The 18,042-nt window shown below is 71.3% G+C and carries 17 protein-coding genes; all 17 read right to left on the bottom strand.

What is annotated here, in order from left to right:
* Positions 1–634, bottom strand: a 634-nt coding sequence (locus tag A6Q79_RS06205; RefSeq protein WP_317697152.1) for an AI-2E family transporter, incomplete at its 3' end; no start/stop codon positions are given.
* A 52-nt stretch (positions 635–686) separates the two neighbouring features.
* On the bottom strand, positions 687–1,982 hold the full coding sequence (locus A6Q79_RS06200; protein ID WP_317697150.1) for an ABC transporter permease: 1,296 nt from the start codon (positions 1,980–1,982) through the stop codon (positions 687–689).
* A gap of 8 nt (positions 1,983–1,990) precedes the next feature.
* The gene (locus A6Q79_RS06195; protein WP_253025769.1) at positions 1,991–2,752 is read right to left on the bottom strand and encodes an ATP-binding cassette domain-containing protein; all 762 of its coding nucleotides are present in this window, start codon (positions 2,750–2,752) and stop codon (positions 1,991–1,993) included.
* 121 nt (positions 2,753–2,873) lie between these two features.
* Complete coding sequence (locus A6Q79_RS06190; protein WP_067857792.1) at positions 2,874–3,956, bottom strand: sugar ABC transporter substrate-binding protein; 1,083 nt, start codon at positions 3,954–3,956, stop codon at positions 2,874–2,876.
* A 367-nt stretch (positions 3,957–4,323) separates the two neighbouring features.
* Positions 4,324–5,511, bottom strand: a complete 1,188-nt coding sequence (gene metK, locus A6Q79_RS06185) for a methionine adenosyltransferase (RefSeq protein WP_067857795.1) — start codon at positions 5,509–5,511, stop codon at positions 4,324–4,326.
* 83 nt (positions 5,512–5,594) lie between these two features.
* Positions 5,595–6,848 carry a bifunctional phosphopantothenoylcysteine decarboxylase/phosphopantothenate--cysteine ligase CoaBC gene (coaBC, locus tag A6Q79_RS06180; RefSeq protein WP_286689739.1) on the bottom strand — a complete coding sequence of 418 codons (1,254 nt, stop codon included), beginning with the start codon at positions 6,846–6,848 and terminating at the stop codon, positions 5,595–5,597.
* Positions 6,849–6,858: 10 nt separating this feature from the next.
* Entirely contained in the window at positions 6,859–7,167 is a 309-nt protein-coding gene (gene rpoZ, locus A6Q79_RS06175; protein WP_083516376.1) for a DNA-directed RNA polymerase subunit omega, read from the bottom strand.
* Positions 7,168–7,203: 36 nt separating this feature from the next.
* The gene (gene gmk, locus A6Q79_RS06170) at positions 7,204–7,800 is read right to left on the bottom strand and encodes a guanylate kinase (RefSeq protein ID WP_067857804.1); all 597 of its coding nucleotides are present in this window, start codon (positions 7,798–7,800) and stop codon (positions 7,204–7,206) included.
* Positions 7,790–8,113 (bottom strand): integration host factor, actinobacterial type, encoded by a 324-nt coding sequence (mihF, locus tag A6Q79_RS06165; RefSeq protein ID WP_067857807.1) that lies wholly within the window; start codon positions 8,111–8,113, stop codon positions 7,790–7,792. Before mihF ends, gmk begins: the two co-directional genes overlap by 11 nt.
* Before the next feature lie 61 nt (positions 8,114–8,174).
* Positions 8,175–8,618, bottom strand: coding sequence for a hypothetical protein (locus A6Q79_RS06160; protein WP_067857810.1), 444 nt, complete (start codon positions 8,616–8,618; stop codon positions 8,175–8,177).
* A 65-nt stretch (positions 8,619–8,683) separates the two neighbouring features.
* Positions 8,684–9,535, bottom strand: a complete 852-nt coding sequence (pyrF, locus tag A6Q79_RS06155; protein ID WP_286689738.1) for an orotidine-5'-phosphate decarboxylase — start codon at positions 9,533–9,535, stop codon at positions 8,684–8,686.
* A complete protein-coding gene (gene carB, locus A6Q79_RS06150) occupies positions 9,532–12,852 on the bottom strand; it encodes a carbamoyl-phosphate synthase large subunit (protein WP_286689737.1) in 3,321 nt (1,106 codons plus the stop codon). The genes pyrF and carB overlap by 4 nt, the downstream gene beginning before the upstream one ends.
* Positions 12,852–14,039, bottom strand: coding sequence for a glutamine-hydrolyzing carbamoyl-phosphate synthase small subunit (gene carA / locus A6Q79_RS06145; protein ID WP_286689736.1), 1,188 nt, complete (start codon positions 14,037–14,039; stop codon positions 12,852–12,854). Before carA ends, carB begins: the two co-directional genes overlap by 1 nt.
* Complete coding sequence (locus A6Q79_RS06140; RefSeq protein WP_317697142.1) at positions 14,036–15,187, bottom strand: dihydroorotase; 1,152 nt, start codon at positions 15,185–15,187, stop codon at positions 14,036–14,038. The genes carA and A6Q79_RS06140 overlap by 4 nt, the downstream gene beginning before the upstream one ends.
* Positions 15,184–16,158: an aspartate carbamoyltransferase catalytic subunit gene (locus A6Q79_RS06135; protein ID WP_286689734.1), complete on the bottom strand. Its 975-nt coding sequence runs from the start codon at positions 16,156–16,158 to the stop codon at positions 15,184–15,186. Before A6Q79_RS06135 ends, A6Q79_RS06140 begins: the two co-directional genes overlap by 4 nt.
* Positions 16,155–16,763 (bottom strand): bifunctional pyr operon transcriptional regulator/uracil phosphoribosyltransferase PyrR, encoded by a 609-nt coding sequence (gene pyrR, locus A6Q79_RS06130; RefSeq protein ID WP_286689733.1) that lies wholly within the window; start codon positions 16,761–16,763, stop codon positions 16,155–16,157. The genes A6Q79_RS06135 and pyrR overlap by 4 nt, the downstream gene beginning before the upstream one ends.
* 89 nt (positions 16,764–16,852) lie before the next feature.
* On the bottom strand, positions 16,853–17,851 hold the full coding sequence (locus A6Q79_RS06125) for a hypothetical protein (RefSeq protein WP_286689732.1): 999 nt from the start codon (positions 17,849–17,851) through the stop codon (positions 16,853–16,855).
* Positions 17,852–18,042 lie beyond the last annotated feature (191 nt).

The raw sequence follows: 18,042 nt of genomic DNA, 5'->3' as shown, positions 1-18,042 counted from the left end.
GGACGGCGACCACCGCGCCGATGACGCCCGCGGCACTGGCCTCGAGCGCCACGGCCACGACGACGGCCGCGGGGTGCAGGTGCAGCGCGCGCCCCATGACCAGCGGCTGGAGCAGGTTGCCCTCGACCTGCTGGACGACGATGACCGCCAGCACGACCAGCAGAGCCACCAGCGGTCCCTGGGAGACCAGCGCGACGGCGACCGCGAGGGTTCCGGCGACCGTGGACCCGACGATCGGGACGAAGGCCCCGAGGAAGACCAGGCAGGCCAGCGAGGTCACCATCGGCACGCCGAGGACCAGCAGCGCCACCGCGACGCCGACCGCGTCGATGGTGGCGACCACGACCGTGCCGCCCAGCCCGACGCGGGCCACGGCCAGGCCGTCGACCCGCACGTCGACGGCCAGCACGTGGGCTCCGTCTGGCGTCGGGACCACGTCGGGCGAGGGACGGCCGGCGCCGTTGCGCACGGCGGCCGACCGCACCTGCTCGGCCAGGCCGAGGGACTCCAGCTCGGTCACCAGCCCCGCGATCGTGCTGCGGTTCAGGCCCATGTGCGTGGTGAGGTCGGCCCGGGACACGCGGCCCCGCAGGTGCACCTGGCCGAGCAGCGTGCCCAGGTTGTGCCGTCTCACGGCCTCCTGGTTGGTGCCCGCCCCCCCGCGGGCCCGCGTCTGCATGGTCGGCTCAGCTCACGCCCGACGCGGACCGGCGACGGCGCGACAGGGCGTCGACGCTGGCGGCGAGCAGCAGCACGCCTCCGGTGACGACGTAGTTGATCCAGCTGGCCTGGTTGAGCAGGCCGAGACCGTTGGCGATCGTGGCGATCACGACACCGCCGATGACGCCGTCGCGCGCCTTGCCCTTGCCGCCGAAGAGGCTCGTGCCGCCGATGACCGCCGCACCGACGGCGTACAGCAGCGTGTTGCCGCCACCGGACGACGGCGAGACCTTGCCGGCGTACGACGCGGCGATGATGCCGCTGATGGCTGCCGTCGACGTGCAGATGACGAAGACCGAGATGCGGATGCGGTCGACGTTGATGCCCGCGCGTCGAGCGGCCTCGCGGTTGCCGCCCACGGCGTACACGTGACGTCCGTAGCGGGTCCGGCTGAGCAGGAAGGTGAACAGCACCAGCAGCGCACCCACCACGAGCAGCACGTACGGCACACCCTGGATCGGGAAGTTCGGGTTGCGGCTGCGGTCGACGTTGAGCAGCGCCGTGAGGCCCAGCACGACGACCGCCAGGCCGGCGATCTTGACGAGGATGAGGCTGAGCGGCTGGTGCGCGAGACCGCGCTGCACCTGCGTGCGGTGACGCAGCAGCGTGAGGGCCGCGAACAGGACCACCACGGCGACGGCGACGATCCAGCCGACCGTGACGGGCACGTTCTTGATGGTGATGCCGCGCAGCACCGGGTCGGCCACACGGACCGAGCCGCCCTGGCCGATCATCTTCAGCAGCACGCCCTGCAGGGCCAGGAAGAAGGCCAGCGTGACGACGAAGCTCGGGATGCCGAGCTTGGCGACCAGCGCACCGATGAACGCGCCGAGCACCATGCCGACGACGAGCGCGCCGACGACGGCGACGTCCCAGGGCAGTCCGTGGTCGTCGATCGCCAGCGCCGCGACCGCGGCGCCGACCGCGCCCGCGACACCCGCGGACAGGTCGATGTCGCCGAGCAGTAGCACCGGGATGAGCGCCATGGCCAGGACGCAGATCGCGCCGGCCTGGGTGATGAGGTTGGCGATGTTCAGCGCGGTCAGGAAGGTGTCGCTGAGCGAGCCGAAGACGATGAAGAGGACGACGAGCCCCAGCGTCGCGGGCAGGGCGCCCATGTCGCCGCCGCGCAGGCGGTTGAGGTAGGCCTGCCAGGCCTCGCCGAGCGTCGTGGTCTGGCGCGAGTCGATCGCGAAGTCGGAGTCGGCGAGGCCGCTGCCGGCGTTCTGGGCGGGCTGGGTGCCCGTGGATGACGTGGTCATGGTGCCTCTCAGACGGATGCGAGCCCGAGATCGCCCGAGCGACCCGCGGTGATGAGCTCGACGACCTGGGTGTTGGTGACGTCCTTCGTGGCGACGTCGGCGGCCACGCGGCCGAGGTACAGGGTGGTGATGCGGTCGGCGACCTCGAAGACGTCGACCATGTTGTGGGAGATCAGCACGACGCCGAGTCCCTGGTCGGCGAGACGCCGGACGAGGTCCAGCACCTGGCGGGTCTGGGCGACGCCCAGGGCCGCGGTGGGCTCGTCGAGCAGCACGACCTTGGAGTTCCAGAGGACCGACTTCGCGATGGCGACGGTCTGGCGCTGGCCGCCGGACAGGCTGGCGACGCTCTGGCGCACCGACTTGACCGTGCGCACGGACAGCGACGCGAGGGTCTCGCGGGCGCGGGCCTCCATGGTGGCCTCGTCGAGCTGCGGGCCCTTCATGAGCTCGCGGCCGAGGAACATGTTCTCGACGATGTCGAGGTTGTCGCAGAGGGCGAGGTCCTGGTAGACGACCTCGATGCCGAGGTCGGCCGCGTCGCGGGGGCCGTGGATGTCGACCGGCTTGCCCTCGAAGTAGCGCTGGCCGGTGTCGGCGGAGTAGATGCCGGCGATCGTCTTGACGAGCGTCGACTTGCCGGCGCCGTTGTCGCCGACGAGCGCCGTGACCTGGCCGGGGTAGACGGCGAAGTCGACGTCGTGCAGGACGTGGACGGCGCCGAAGCTCTTGTTGATGCCGCGCAGCTCCAGCAGCGGGTTGGTGGTCATGGGGATGTCTCCAGGGAGTCGCAGGAGGGCGGTCGGACGGTGCGGGCGCGAGCGCGCCCAGCGTGACTCCCGCGGGGGACGGTCTGGCAGGACCGTCCCCCGCGGGACGTCGGGGTGGACGTCAGCTGATGCCGGCGTCCGCGCAGAGCTTCGCGAAGTCGTTGGCGCAGAGGTCGTCCTTGCTGACGCCTCCGTCGTCGACGACGTCCTTGACGTTGTCCTTCGTGATGGACTGCGGGGTCAGGAGGATCGAGGGAACCTCACGCTTGCCCTCGGAGTCCTCGGTGGTGCCGTTGGTCTCGGCCTTGTCGCCCTTGGCGAGCGCGATGGCCGCCTTGGCGAGCGCGCCGGCCTCCTGCGTGGCCGACTTGTACACCGACATGCACTGGTCGCCCTTGAGGATGTTCTGCAGGCCCTCGACCGTGGCGTCCTGGCCCGTGACCGGGACCTTGCCCGCCTGGCCGTTCTTCTGCAGGATCGAGATGACCGAGCCGGCGAGGCCGTCGTTGGCCGCGTAGACGCCCTGGACGTCGCCGTCGACCTTCGTGTACAGCTGCTCGAAGATCGTGACGGCCTGCTCGTTGTCCCAGTCGGGGACGGCCTGCTCGCCGACGTTCTTGTACTTCGTGTTCTTGTCGAGGACGCTGTGCGCACCCTCGGAGAACAGCGTCGCGTTGTTGTCGGTGGGCGAGCCGTTCAGGTAGATGACGTTCGCGTCCTTGTCGCCGAGGCACTGCTCGAGACCCTGGCCCTGCAGCTCGCCGACCTTGGTGTTGTCGAACGAGACGTAGTAGTCGGCCGAGCCGCCCAGCGTGAGCCGGTCGTAGTCGATCGTCTTGACGCCCTGCTGCGCGGCCTTCTCCTCGATGGAGGCGCCGGAGTCGGAGTCGAGGTTGACGATCGCGAGGACGGTGACGCCGTCGGCGATCATGCTGTCGGCGATGGTGGCCATCTTGTCGGCGTCGCCCTCGGCGTTCTGGATCTCGTACTCGACGCCGGCCTCCTTGAACGCCTTCTCGAGCGCGGGACGGTCGGCCGACTCCCAGCGCACCGAGGACTTGGTGTCGGGGAGGATGACGCCGATCTTGCCCGCGTCACCCTTGCTGTCGCTGCCGTCGTTCCCCGAGTCGCTGCTGCCGCAGGCGCTCAGCATGAGCGTGGCACCCATGAGCCCGGCCAGCACCAGATTGCGCGTCCGCTTCACACGAACCGCCTCCTTGATTCATCTCGCGCGACACGGAGACGACATCTGATCGACACCCGGACGCAATTGTTGTTTGCGTGAACCTATCGCGTGATGGGGGTCACGTCCAGCATCTTCGAACAATTTCGTGTCGCGGACAACGAATTTCTTCCGCAGCCCCCGCCTGGGCGGTAGGTGAGAGGCGGAACGCGGGTCGGCGGTACCTGACACGCGCAACCGGGCCTCGATGGCGCGGGCTACCTACCGCCCCACTGGCCGAGCGACGAGCGGGACCACGACCGACCAGACCACCGCAGCCGCAGGACGAAGCCCTGGACGCACCACCGCCCGCCATCCGGGCGGATGGCGGGCGGTGGCGGCGTGCGGGTCAGGCGTGCGCGGCGGCCTTGAGGGCCTCGGCGCGGCCGGTGTCCTCCCACGGCAGGCCGGGGCGGCCGAAGTGGCCGTAGGCGGCGGTCTGCGCGTAGATCGGGCGGAGCAGGTCGAGGTCGCGGACGATGGCGCCGGGGCGGAGGTCGAAGACCTCGAGGACGGCCTCACGGATCTTGTCGACCGGGACCGTCTCGGTGCCGTAGGTGTCCACGTAGAAGCCGACCGGCTTGGCGACGCCGATAGCGTACGCGACCTGGACCTCGGCCTTGGTGGCGAGGCCGGCGGCGACGATGTTCTTCGCGACCCAGCGCATCGCGTACGCGGCGGAGCGGTCGACCTTGCTCGGGTCCTTCCCCGAGAACGCGCCGCCGCCGTGGCGGGCGTAGCCGCCGTAGGTGTCGACGATGATCTTGCGGCCGGTCAGGCCGACGTCGCCCATGGGTCCGCCGATGACGAAGCGGCCGGTGGGGTTGACGTGCAGCTTGTAGTCGCTGGAGTCGATGTCGTACTGGCCGAGCACGACGTCGATGACGTGCTTCTTGATGTCGCCGCGGAGCTGGGCGTCGAGGTCGATGCCCTCCTCGTGCTGCGTGGACACGACGATGGCCTCGACGCGCTTGGGCTTGTCGTCGTCGCCGTACTCGATGGTGACCTGCGTCTTGCCGTCGGCGCGCAGGTAGGGCAGCGTGCCGTCCTTGCGGACCGCGGTCAGCTGCTCGGCGAGGCGGTGCGCGATGGTGATCGGCAGCGGCATCAGCTCGGGGGTCTCGTCGATCGCGAAACCGAACATGAGGCCCTGGTCGCCGGCGCCCTGCAGGTCGAGCGGGTCGACGGAGCCGTCGGCGCGGTTCTCGAACGCGGTGTCGACGCCCTGCGCGATGTCGGGGCTCTGCGCGTCGAGGGTGATCTGCACGGCGCAGGACTCACCGTCGAAGCCCTTGACGGAGGAGTCGTACCCGATCTCCAGGACGCGGTCGCGGGCGATGCGCGCGATGTCGGCGTACGCCTCGGTGGTCACCTCGCCGCCGACGAGCACGAGGCCCGTGGTCACGTACGTCTCGCACGCGACACGGCTCTTGGGGTCCTCCGCCAGCAGCGCGTCGAGGACGCTGTCGCTGATCTGGTCGGCGATCTTGTCGGGGTGGCCCTCGGTCACCGACTCGGACGTGAAGAAGCGGCTCACTCGATCTCTCCTGTTGGCTGGATGCGCTGGCGCCCGACGGCGTCGGGCGGTGGGCGGGGTGACTCCCCGGAGTGTAACGACGCTCAGCGCGAAGGGTTCTGCCGTCCCGCGCGTCGGACGATCTCGTCCCACAGCGTGTGGGCGAGCCTGGACTTCGAGCCGGGCGGCACCGGCACCTCGCTGCCGTCGGCGGCCAGGATGACCGCCTCGGTGTCCTCGCGTCCGAAGACCTTGCCCTCGCTGACGTCGTTGACGACGAGCAGCTCGCAGCCCTTGCGCTCGAGCTTGGCGCGACCGTGGCCGGCGACGCTGGCGTTCTCGTCGCCGGTCTCGGCGGCGAAGCCGACGATGAACGGACGTCGCGCGTCGCCGCGGTCGCGGACGAGGCCGGCGAGGATGTCGGGGTTCTCGACGAGCTCGACGACCGGTGTGCGCCCGTCGGCGCGCTTCTTGATCTTGCTGCCCGAGACGTCCGCCGGCCGGAAGTCGGCGGGTGCGGCCGCCATGACGACGACGTCGGCGCGGGCCGCGGCGCCGACGACGGCCGCGTGCAGCTCGGCGGTGGTGACCACCTCGACGACGTCGACGCCGGCCGGGGCGGGCAGCCCGACGTTCGCGGCGACGAGCGTGACGGTGGCGCCACGCGCGACGGCGGCCTGCGCGATGGCGATGCCCTGCAGGCCCGACGAACGGTTGCCGAGGTAGCGCACGGGGTCGAGGAACTCGCGGGTGCCGCCCGCGGAGACGACGACGTGCCGCCCGGCGAGGTCCTGGTCGTGGGCGTCGAGCACGTCCTGGCAGACGGCGAACAGCTGGTCGGGCTCCGGGAGCCGACCCTTGCCGGTGTCGCTGCCCGTGAGCCGGCCGGCGGCGGGCTCGACGACGAGCACGCCCCGCGAGCGCAACGTCTCGACGTTGGCCTGCGTGGCCGCGTGCTCCCACATCTCGGTGTGCATGGCCGGCGCGAGCACCACGGGGCACCGCGCGGTCAGCAGGGTGTTGGTGAGCAGGTCGTCGGCGAGGCCGTGCGCGGCCTTGGCGAGCAGGTCGGCGGTCGCCGGTGCGACGACGACGAGGTCGGCCCCCTGGCCGAGCCGCACGTGGGGCACCTCGTGCACGTCGGACCACACGTCGGTCGCGACGGGCTGGCCGCTCAGCGCCTCCCAGGTGGGGGCGCCGACGAACTGCAGCGCGGACCGGGTGGGCACGACGCGGACGTCGTGGCCCGACTCGGTGAACAGGCGCAGCAGGGACGCCACCTTGTAGGCGGCGATGCCCCCGCCGACGCCCAGGACGACGCGGGGACGTCGGACGTCGCCCGGAACGGGTTCGCTCATGCGGGGCAGGTCAGACCTGGGACGACGCAGCAGCCCCGTTGCTCTGGTAGCCCTCGCTGCCGTCGGTCTCCTCGACCGTCAGCAGGTCCGCGTTGATCTCGCGCAGGGCGATGGAGAGCGGCTTCTCCTGGACCTCGGTCTCGAGCAGCGGCCCGACGTACTCCAGCAGGCCCTCGCCGAGCTGGGAGTAGTACGCGTTGATCTGACGCGCGCGCTTGGCGCTGTAGAGCACCAGCTTGTACTTGGAGTCGGCCTTGTCGAGCAGGTCGTCGATGGGCGGGTTCGTGATGCCCTCGGCCACGGAACGCGTGCTGGTCACTGTGCCTCGCAGAGAATGGATGGCGGAAAGTTCGGGTCAGGCCCGCGCGGGCCCGTCGAACAAGTCTATCAACTCCCGGCACGCGGCCCGGACGTCGGTGTTGACGATCGTCAGATCGAACTCGGCCTCGGCGGCGAGCTCCTCGCGGGCGGTGCGCAGGCGGCGCTCCCGCTCCTCGGGCCCCTCGGTGCCGCGCCCCACGAGACGCCGCTCGAGCTCCTCGAACGACGGCGGCGCGAGGAAGCACATGAGGGCGTCGGGCATCGCCCGACGCACCTGGCGCGCGCCCTGCAGGTCGAGCTCGAGCAGGGCGGGCTCCCCCGCGTCGAGGCGCTCCTCGACCGGGCCGCGCGGCGTGCCGTAGCGGTGGCGACCGTGCACGACGGCCCACTCGAGCAGCCCGTCGGTCTCGACGAGCCGGTCGAACTCGGCCTCGCTGACGAAGTGGTAGTGCACGCCCTCCTGCTCACCGGGACGCGGCGGCCGGGTGGTGGCCGACACGGAGATCCAGATGTCGGGCCGCTCCTCGCGCACGCACGCAGCGACCGTCCCCTTGCCGACCGCGGTCGGGCCGGCGAGGACGACGAGCCGGGAGCGGACGGGTGACTCGGACGTGGCCGGGTCAGCGCTCACGGCTGCCGAACTCGCGCAGCAGCGCCTGCACCTGGTTGACGCCGAGGCCCCGCAGCCGCCGGCTGTCGGCGATGCCGATGCGGTCCATGATCTCCTTGGCGCGGACCTTGCCCACGCCGGGCATCGACTGCAGCAGGTCGCTCACCTTGAGCTTGGCGATGACGTCGTCGACCCGGGCCTCGTTGATCACGTCGGCCAGGCTGGCGCCGGAGTGCTTGAGGCGGTTCTTCACCTCGGCGCGCACCTGCCGGGCCTGCGCGGCCTTGGCGAGGGCGGCCTGCCGCTGCTCGGGGGTCAGCTGTGGGAGGGCCACGATGTCGTCCTCTCTCGTGCCGGGCGCGTCGTCGGGCCGGCGTGGGCGGGATGCGGGGCGGTCACTTGAGGGTGATCTCGCACTCGGTCTTCGCGTTCTTGACGACGGCGGTCCGCTGCGCCGACGTGTCGTTGAACTTCTCGTAGGCGTCGTTGAGGGTGCTGAGCTGGGTCTCGTCCAGCTTCGCCACGACGGCCTTGTCCTTCATGTCCTCCAGCGGGAGGCCGACCTTCTTCTGCGCCGCGAGCACGCCGTCGGTGACGTCGGCCAACGCGGCCCAGTCCTTGCGGACGGACGACGGCGCCTCCTTCGAGACGCTCCGGAAGGCCTTCGCGTACGCCGTGTAGCCGGCGTCGGTGCGGGTCTTGCCGAAGGAGTTGAGCGCGTCCGCGTTCTTCTCGATGGCCGAGCAGTACGGGCTCTGGCCGCCGCACCCGGTGAGCAGCAGGGTCGTCAGCGCGGCCGCGGCAGCCGTGGCGACGTGCTTCGCACGGGGTCGCGTCATGCGGGTCTCCTCGAGGGGTCGGGATGCTCTGACCAGGGCCGACGGACGTCGGCCACGAGGGGAGCCTACAACTGCAGGGAGTCGTTCACGGCGACGGCGGCGTCGCGCAGTGCGGCCACGTCGGGTCCGGCCTGCAGCACCTGTCGCGACGTCGACGGCAGCACGTGCCGGGTGACGCCGTCGAAGATGCGTCGCAGGTCGTCGACGGTGCCGCCCTGGCTGCCGAACCCCGGCACGAGCAGCGGCCCGTTCACGTCGAGGTCCTCGTCGGTCGAGCCGATGGTGGCGCCCACGACGGCGCCGTAGGAGCCCATCGGGGTCGCGCCCGCGTTCGCCTCGCGCAGCGCCGCCAGCACGTCGCCGGCGACCGTTCCAGTCTGCCGCCCACGGCCCGGCACCCCCGCCGGGCGGCCGTGCTGCACGAGGGCGTGCTGCACCTGCGGACCCTCGGGGTTGGAGGTCAGCGCGAGGACGAAGACGCCGGCGTCGTTCTTCTCGGCCTCCTCCAGGAACGGCGCGAGCGACCCGAACCCGAGGAACGGGCTCACGGTCACCGCGTCGGCCGCCATCGGGCTGTCCTCGTCGAGGTAGGCCTCGGCGTAGGCGGCGGCGGTCGAGCCGATGTCGCCGCGCTTCACGTCGAGCACGGTGAGCGTGCCGGTGTGGCGCAGGTCCTGCAACGTGCGTTCCAGGATCGCGACGCCGCGCGACCCGAACCGCTCGAAGAACGCCGACTGCGGCTTCACGAACGCGACCTGGCCGGCGAACGCCTCGACGCAGGTCGCGGCGAAGCGGTCGAGCCCGTCGAGCGTGTCGCCGACCCCCCACGCCTCGAGCAGCGAGGCGTGGGGGTCGATGCCGACGCAGACCGGCCCGTACGCGTCCATCGCGGCACGGGCCCGCGAGCCGAAGCTCACGACGCCGTCACCTGCGCCGCCCAGTCCTGCAGCGAGCGGACCCCGACGCGCTGCTCCAGCAGTGCCTCGATGCCCTGCACGGCGGCCGCCAGGCCCTGGACCGTCGTGATGCACGGGATGCCCTCGGCCACCGCGGCCGTGCGGATCTCGTACCCGTCCATGCGGGCGTTCGTGCCGGCGGAGATGCCGTGCGGGGTGTTGATGATGAGGTCGACGTCCTGCTCGCGGATCTTGTCGACGATCGTCGACGGCTCCTGGCCGGGCAGCGGCGTCTCGTGCAGCTTGCGGATCACCGTGGCCTGCACGCCGTTGCGCGCGAGCACGACGGCCGTGCCGCTCGTCGCGAGGATCTCGAAGCCGAGGTCCGCGAGCCGCTTGATCGGGAAGATCATGTGCCGCTTGTCGCGGTTGGCGACCGAGACGAACACCTTGCCCGCCGTGGGCAGGCCGTTCTGGGCGCCGGCCTGGCTCTTCGCGAACGCGGTGCCGAACGTGGTGTCGAAGCCCATCACCTCGCCGGTCGAGCGCATCTCCGGCCCGAGCAGCGTGTCGACGTAGGTGCCCTCGTAGGTGCGGAACCGGTTGAAGGGCATCACGGCCTCCTTGACCGCGATCGGCGCGTCGTCGGGCAGCAGGCCACCGTCGCGACCCGTGGGCAGCAGGCCCTCGGCGCGCAGGTCGGCGATCGACTCCCCCAGCATGATGCGGGCGGCGGCCTTCGCGAGCGGCGTCGCCGTGGCCTTGGAGACGAACGGCACCGTGCGGCTGGCCCGCGGGTTCGCCTCGATGACGTAGAGGATGTCCGAGGACAGCGCGAACTGGATGTTCACGAGGCCGCGCACCCCGACGCCGCGGGCGATGGCCTCCGTGGCCTCGCGGATGCGGTCGACCTCGAGCCCGCCGAGCGTGATCGGCGGGAGCGCGCACGCGGAGTCGCCGGAGTGCACCCCGGCCTCCTCGATGTGCTCCATGACCCCGCCCAGGAACAGCTCCTCGCCGTCGAACAGCGCGTCGACGTCGATCTCGATCGCGTCGTCGAGGAACCGGTCGACGAGCACCGGACGCTCGGGCGTGATCTCCGTGGCGCGCGAGATGTACTCCTCGAGCGTCTGCTCGTCGTACACGATCTCCATGCCACGGCCGCCGAGCACGTACGACGGGCGCACCAGCACGGGGTAGCCGATCTCGTCGGCGATCTGCTTGGCGTGCTCGAACGTCGTGGCCATGCCGCTCTTGGGCGCGACGAGGCCGGCGGCGTCGAGCACCTGGCCGAACGCGCCACGCTCCTCCGCGAGGTCGATCGCCGACGGCTGCGTGCCCACGATGGGCACGCCGGCGGCCTCCAGGCCCGCGGCCAGGCCGAGCGGCGTCTGGCCGCCCAGCTGCACGACGACGCCGGCCACCGGGCCCGCCTGCTGCTCGGCGTGCACGACCTCCAGCACGTCCTCGAGCGTCAGCGGCTCGAAGTAGAGCCGGTCGGCGGTGTCGTAGTCGGTCGAGACCGTCTCGGGGTTGCAGTTGACCATGACGGTCTCGTAGCCCACCGCGCTCAGCGCCTGCACGGCGTGCACGCACGAGTAGTCGAACTCGATGCCCTGGCCGATCCGGTTCGGGCCGCTGCCGAGCACCAGCACCGCCGGCTTCTCGCGCGGCTCGACCTCGGTCTCCTCGTCGTAGGAGGAGTAGTGGTACGGGGTGCGCGCCGCGAACTCCGCCGCGCACGTGTCGACCGTCTTGTAGACCGGGCGCACGCCGAGTGCGTGCCGCACGCCGCGCACGACGTCGGCCGACATGCCGCGGATCCGGCCGAGCTGCGCGTCGGAGAAGCCGTGCCGCTTCGCGCGGCGCAGCAGCGCCGGCGACAGCTCGGGCGCCTCGATCAGCTCCGTGGCCACCTCGTTGATGAGGGCCAGCTGGTCGACGAACCACGGGTCGATGCTCGTGGCCGCGAAGATCTCGTCGGGCGTCGCGCCGGCGCGGATCGCGTCCATGACCTTCTTCAGGCGGCCGTCGTGCGGGCGCCTGATCTCCTCGAGCAGGCTCGCCTTGTCGAGCTCGACCCACTCCTTGCTCCAGTCGAACTCCGCACCCGGGCGCTCCAGCGAGCGCAGCGCCTTCTGCAGCGCCTCGGTGAAGCTGCGGCCGATGGCCATCGCCTCGCCCACGGACTTCATGTGCGTCGTGAGGGTCGAGTCGGCCGCGGGGAACTTCTCGAACGCGAACCGCGGCACCTTGACCACGACGTAGTCGAGCGTCGGCTCGAACGACGCGGGCGTCTCGCGCGTGATGTCGTTCGGGATCTCGTCGAGCGTGTAGCCGATGGCCACCTTCGCGGCGATCTTCGCGATCGGGAAGCCCGTGGCCTTGGAGGCCAGCGCCGAGGACCGCGACACGCGCGGGTTCATCTCGATGACGACGATGCGCCCGTTCTCGGGGTTGACCGCGAACTGGATGTTGCAGCCGCCGGTGTCGACGCCGACCTCGCGGATGACGCCCAGGGAGATGTCGCGCAGCCGCTGGTACTCGACGTCGGTGAGCGTCAGGGCCGGGGCGACGGTGATCGAGTCGCCCGTGTGCACGCCGACCGGGTCGAAGTTCTCGATCGAGCAGACGATCACCACGTTGTCGGCGGTGTCGCGCATGACCTCGAGCTCGTACTCCTTCCAGCCGAGGATCGACTCCTCCAGGAGCACCTCGGTGGTGGGGCTCAGCGCGAGACCGGACCCGGCGATGCGGTGCAGGTCCTCCTCGTCGTAGGCCAGGCCCGAGCCGGACCCGCCCATCGTGAACGACGGGCGCACGACGACGGGGTAGCCGCCCAGCTGCTCGACGCCGGCGAGGCACTCGTCCATCGTGTGGCAGATGACCGAGCGGGCCACCTCCGCGCCCCACTCCTTCGGCAGGCCCTCGACGATCCGCTTGAAGATCTCGCGGTTCTCGCCCTTCTCGATCGCCTCGACCGACGCGCCGACCAGCTCGACGCCGTACTTCTCGAGCGTCCCGGCCTTGTCGAGCGCGATGGCCGCGTTCAGCGCGGTCTGGCCGCCGAGGGTGGCGAGCAGGGCGTCGGGGCGCTCCTTCGCGATCACCTTCTCGACGAACTCGGGCGTGATCGGCTCGACGTACGTGGCGTCGGCGAACTCGGGGTCGGTCATGATCGTCGCCGGGTTGGAGTTCACGAGGATCACGCGGATGCCCTCCTCGCGGAGGACGCGGCACGCCTGGGTGCCGGAGTAGTCGAACTCGCAGGCCTGCCCGATGACGATCGGGCCGGAGCCGATGACGAGGATCGAGGAGATGTCGGTGCGCTTGGGCATCAGTCGGTCACCTTCGCGTGGTCGGGGGCGTGGTCGGCCATGAGCTGGACGAACCGGTCGAACAGGTACGCCGCGTCGTGCGGGCCGGCGGCGGCCTCCGGGTGGTACTGGACGCTGAACGCGGGTCCGTCGACGAGCGCGACGCCCTCGACGACCTGGTCGTTGAGCCCGACGTGGGTCACGTGCGCGTCGCCGTAGGGCGTCTCGAACGTCCCGTCGAGCGGTGCGTCGACCGCGAAGCCGTGGTTCTGGCTCGTGATCTCGACCTTGCCCGTCGTGCGGTCCTGCACCGGCTGGTTGATGCCGCGGTGCCCGTACTTGAGCTTGTAGGTGCCGCGACCGAGGGCGCGGCCGAGCATCTGGTTGCCCAGGCAGATCCCGAAGTAGGGGATGCGCCGCTCGAGCACCTCGCGCAGCACGCCGACGACGTGGTCGGCGGTGGCCGGGTCGCCAGGCCCGTTGGACATGAAGACGCCGTCGGGCTGCACCGCGAGGACGTCGTCGATGGTCGAGGAGGCGGGCAGCACGTGCACCTCGATGCCCCGCTCGGCCAGCCGGCGCGGGGTCATGCCCTTGATGCCGAGGTCGACGGCGGCCACGGTGAACCGCTTCTCCCCCACCGCCGGCACCACGTACGGCTCGGGCGTCGTGACGTCGTCGAGGAAGCTGGAGCCCTCCATCGAGGGCGCCTCGTTCACGAGCGCGACGAGCGCGTCGAGCGAGCCCCCGACGTGCTGCGGGTCGCTGCTGATCGCGGCACGCATCGAGCCGCGCTCGCGCAGGTGACGCGTCAGGGCGCGGGTGTCGACCGCGCTGATGCCGACGACGCCCTGCTCGGTCAGCAGGTCGTCGAGCGACCGGTTCGAGCGCCAGCTGCTGCGCACCCGGGAGGGATCGCGCACGACGTAGCCGTCGACCCACACGCGTCGGGACTCGAAGTCCTCGTCGTTGACGCCGGTGTTGCCGATGTGCGGCGCCGTCATGACGACGATCTGGCCGCGGTAGGAGGGGTCGGTCAGCGTCTCCTGGTAGCCGGTCATCCCGGTGGCGAAGACGATCTCGGCGATCGTCGTGCCCTGCGCGCCGAAGGACTCGCCGCGGAACGCGCGACCGTCCTCGAGCACGAGCACGGCGGGGGCGCCGGGCTCCGCGCGGCGCGAGGAGCCGCTTTCGTCGGTGTGGGTCATGCGTGGACTCCTTCGGTCAGCTCGCCGGACAGGACGGTGGGGACGCCGCGCAGGAACGTGGCGACGACCCGGCCGGGCAGCTCGTGCCCGGCGTAGGGGGTGTTGCGCGACAGCGACGCGGTGTCACCGGGCGTGACGGTGCGCGTCGCGGACGGGTCGTAGAGGACGACGTGCGCCGGCTCGCCGACGGCCAGCGGGCGGCCGTGCTCGGCGACCCGGCCGATGCGCGCCGGGCGCGCCGACATCGCCTCGGCGACCTGCTCCCAGGTGAGGGCGCCGGTGTCGACCATCGTCTGCTGCACGATCGACAGCGCCGTCTCGAGGCCGATCATCCCGAAGGCGGCGGCCGCGAACTCGCACTCCTTGTCCTCCATCGGGTGCGGTGCGTGGTCGGTCGCGACGATGTCGATGGTGCCGTCGGCCAGCCCCTCGCGGACCGCGGCGACGTCGTCGGCGGTGCGCAGCGGCGGGTTGACCTTGTAGATCGGGTCGTAGCTGCGGACCAGCTCGTCGGTGAGGAGCAGGTGGTGCGGCGTGACCTCCGCGGTCACGTCGATGCCCCGGCTCTTCGCCCAGCGGACGATCTCGACGGAGCCGCGCGTCGACAGGTGGCAGACGTGCAGGCGGGAGCCGACGTGCTCGGCGAGCAGCACGTCGCGGGCGATGATCGCCTCCTCGGCGACCGCCGGCCAGCCGACCAGGCCGAGCTCGCCCGACAGGGCGCCCTCGTTCATCTGGGCGCCCTCGGTGAGCCGCGGCTCCTGCGCGTGCTGCGCCACGACGCCGTCGAAGGCCTTGACGTACTCGAGCGCGCGGCGCATCAGCACCGCGTCGGACACGCAGATGCCGTCGTCGGAGAAGACGCGCACGCCCGCGGCGGAGTCGGCCATGGCACCCAGCTCGGCGAGACGCTCGCCCTTCAGCCCGACGGTGAGCACCGTCTCTGCGTCCTCGCGGCCCGGCTCGCGCAGGTGGGTGTGCAGGTCGACGAGACCGGGCAGCGCCACGAGGCCGTCGGCGTCGACGACCGTGACGTCCTGGTCGACCTCCAGGCCTGCACCGATCTCGACGATCACGCCGTCGCGCAGCAGCAGGTCGGTGGGGTCGCCGCCGAGCGGTCGCGCGTTGCGGAGGAGGTAGGCGGTCATGCGGTTCCTTCGTTCGAGGCGTCGGCGGGCGCGCCACCGAGGAGCAGGTAGAGCACGGCCATCCGCACCGCGACGCCGTTCGTGACCTGCTCGACGATCACGGAGCGGTCGGAGTCGGCGACGTCGGCACTGATCTCCATGCCGCGGTTCATCGGGCCGGGGTGCATGACCACCGCGTGGTCGGGCAGCCGGTTCATGCGCGCGCGGTCGAGGCCGTAGCGGCGGCTGTACTCGCGGGCACTCGGGAAGTAGGCGGCGTTCATCCGCTCCCCCTGGACCCGCAGCATCATGAGCGCGTCGGTGCCCTCGAGCGTGGCGTCGAGGTCGTAGGAGGTGCCGACCGGCCACGTGTGGACGCCGACCGGCAGCAGCGTGGGCGGGGCGACGAGCGTGACGTGCGCGCCGAGCGTGTGCAGCAGGAGCGCGTTGGAGCGCGCGACGCGGCTGTGCAGCACGTCGCCGACGATCGTGATCCGCTTGCCGGCGAGGTCGGCACCGCTGCCGGTGCCGAGACCCCCGCCGACGAGGTGGCGCCGCATCGTGAAGGCGTCGAGCAGGGCCTGCGTGGGGTGCTCGTGCGTGCCGTCGCCGGCGTTGACCACGGCCCCCTTCGTCCAGGCCTCGTGCGCCAGGCGGTGCGGCGCACCGGACGCCCCGTGGCGGACCACGACCGCGTCGGCGCCCATCGCCTGCAGCGTCAGGGCGGTGTCCTTCAGGCCCTCGCCCTTGGAGGCGCTCGAGCCCTTAGCGGAGAAGTTGATGACGTCGGCGGAGAGCCGCTTGGCCGCCGCCTCGAAGCTGATGCGGGTGCGCGTGGAGTCCTCGAAGAAGAGGTTGACGACCGTCCGGCCACGCAACGTCGGGAGCTTCTTGATGGGCCGCTGCGCCACGCCGAGCAGCTCCTCGGCGGTGTCGAGGATGCGGACGGCCTCGTCGCGGCTCAGGTCGCCGGCGCTCAGCAGGTGCTTCACGCGACCCCTCCCCGGATCGTCACGGAGTCGGTCTGGTCGTCGACCTCCGCGAGCCGGACGCGCACCTTCTCCGCGAGCGAGGTCGGCAGGTTCTTGCCCACGAAGTCGGCGCGGATGGGCAGCTCCCGGTGGCCCCGGTCGACGAGCACCGCCAGCTGCACGGCCTTCGGCCGGCCGAGGTCGGCGAGCGCGTCGAGCGCCGCGCGGATCGTGCGACCGCTCATCAGCACGTCGTCGACCAGCACGACGGTGCGTCCGTCGACGTCCTCGGGGATCTCGGTGTGCTCCAGCGAGCGCACCGGGCCGCTGTGCAGGTCGTCGCGGTACATCGTGATGTCGAGCGCGCCGGCCGTGATCGTCCGCCCCTCGACCTCGCTCATGCGGGCCGCGATCCGGCGCGCGAGCGGCACGCCGCGGGTGGGGATGCCGAGGATGACGAGCCCGTCGGCGTCGCGGTTGCGCTCGAGGATCTCGTGGGTGATGCGGGTCAGCGCCCGCGAGATGTCCTTCTCGTCGAGGACCGTGCGACCGTCCTCGTCTGCGGCGGAAGCGCCGGGGGCCGGGTCACGCGTGTCAGGACCGGGAGTGCCGTCGGGCACGACCATGTCTGACCTCCTTCTCCGCCTCACGGGACGGTGGTTAAAGGACGTCGGATGGAACGGCTCGAGCCTAGCAGCGCTGGACCGCGGGCCGATCAGGGGTCGGGGGTGGTGGACAGGGCCTGGGTGCGGGCCTGGAGGTGGGCGACGAGACGCTTCCTCTCGGGATCCTCGAGCTCGTCACCGACCTGCACGGCCCAGCGCCAGCGGTCGTCGGTCCAGCCTGTCGAGACAGTCCCGCGCGCCGCGGGTCCCTCGTCGCCCTCCTCGCCTGCATCCTCGTCGTCCTCCGCCTCGAGAGGGGCGCGGACCACCGAGAACCAGGCTGATGCATTCCAGTGCAGCGAGACGACCCCGTCGCTCACGATGTACGCCTCAGCCGTGCCCGCGCTGGTCACGGAGAGGGAATCGAGACCGAGGCCGGTCACGAGCGCCGCCGTCGCCTCCCGGTTGCGCGCCATCACGGTCGCGGCGTCCTCGGACGGGTCCACGTAGTCCACGCCTCCAGGGCCGGTCCCGTACGGTCCGTCCCAGACGAAGAGCGCGGGCGGGTGTGGATCCACGACCGCCAGCTCCTCCCACCGGAAGCTCAGCTCGTACGCACCCTCACAAGCCAGGAGGCGGCCGTCGCTCCCGTCGACGACGTACCGGACCTCACCGGCACCTTCCGGACGGATGAGTCGGACGTCCCACGCCTCGCGACCGAGGTGGGTCGTGCGTCGAAGCGGAGCCGCTAGCTCGGCGGGGCCGTGTCGCCAATCTCCGGCGATGAGCCAGTCGACCGGTCGAGGTCGCGCCAGCGCGCCCCCGAACGGAGCATGCATCGCCATCGCTTCGCGGCCGACCCGCTCGGGTACGTCCTCGTCGGCCTCGTCGTGGTGGAAGAGGTATCCCACCCGATCACCCTGGATGGCCCACGGGCGGCCGGACTCGTCGTCGACACGCCACCGATGGCCGTGCTTGCGGACGTGGAAGCGCGTGAGCTCCTCAGAGTCCTCGTCCAGCCGGACCGCGAGCACGCCCTCGATGGGTTCCTCGGACGCCTCCCCCGCCACCATGCGGACGAGGATCTCCAGCCACTGCGCGTCGGTCATGGAGGAAGCGTCGCACGCGCGAGGTCCGACGAGGTCGTGGACAAGTTCAGGACCTTCGGATGGTCTCGAAACCGCTGGAACCAGAGCAAGAACAGGACCCGATCGACTGTGCTTTCGAACGTCTTTTCGGTATCATGGAGACATGTCCAGCACGCAGCTCGCCGACCGGCTCGAGGCCGTCGCCGCCGAGC

This window comes from Aeromicrobium sp. REDSEA-S32_B7, from assembly GCF_001626145.1.
In the GTDB taxonomy this organism is placed as follows: domain Bacteria; phylum Actinomycetota; class Actinomycetes; order Propionibacteriales; family Nocardioidaceae; genus Aeromicrobium; species Aeromicrobium erythreum.
The sequence above is the reverse complement of the archived record's forward strand: the minus strand, read 5'-3'. Positions and strand labels throughout refer to the sequence as shown.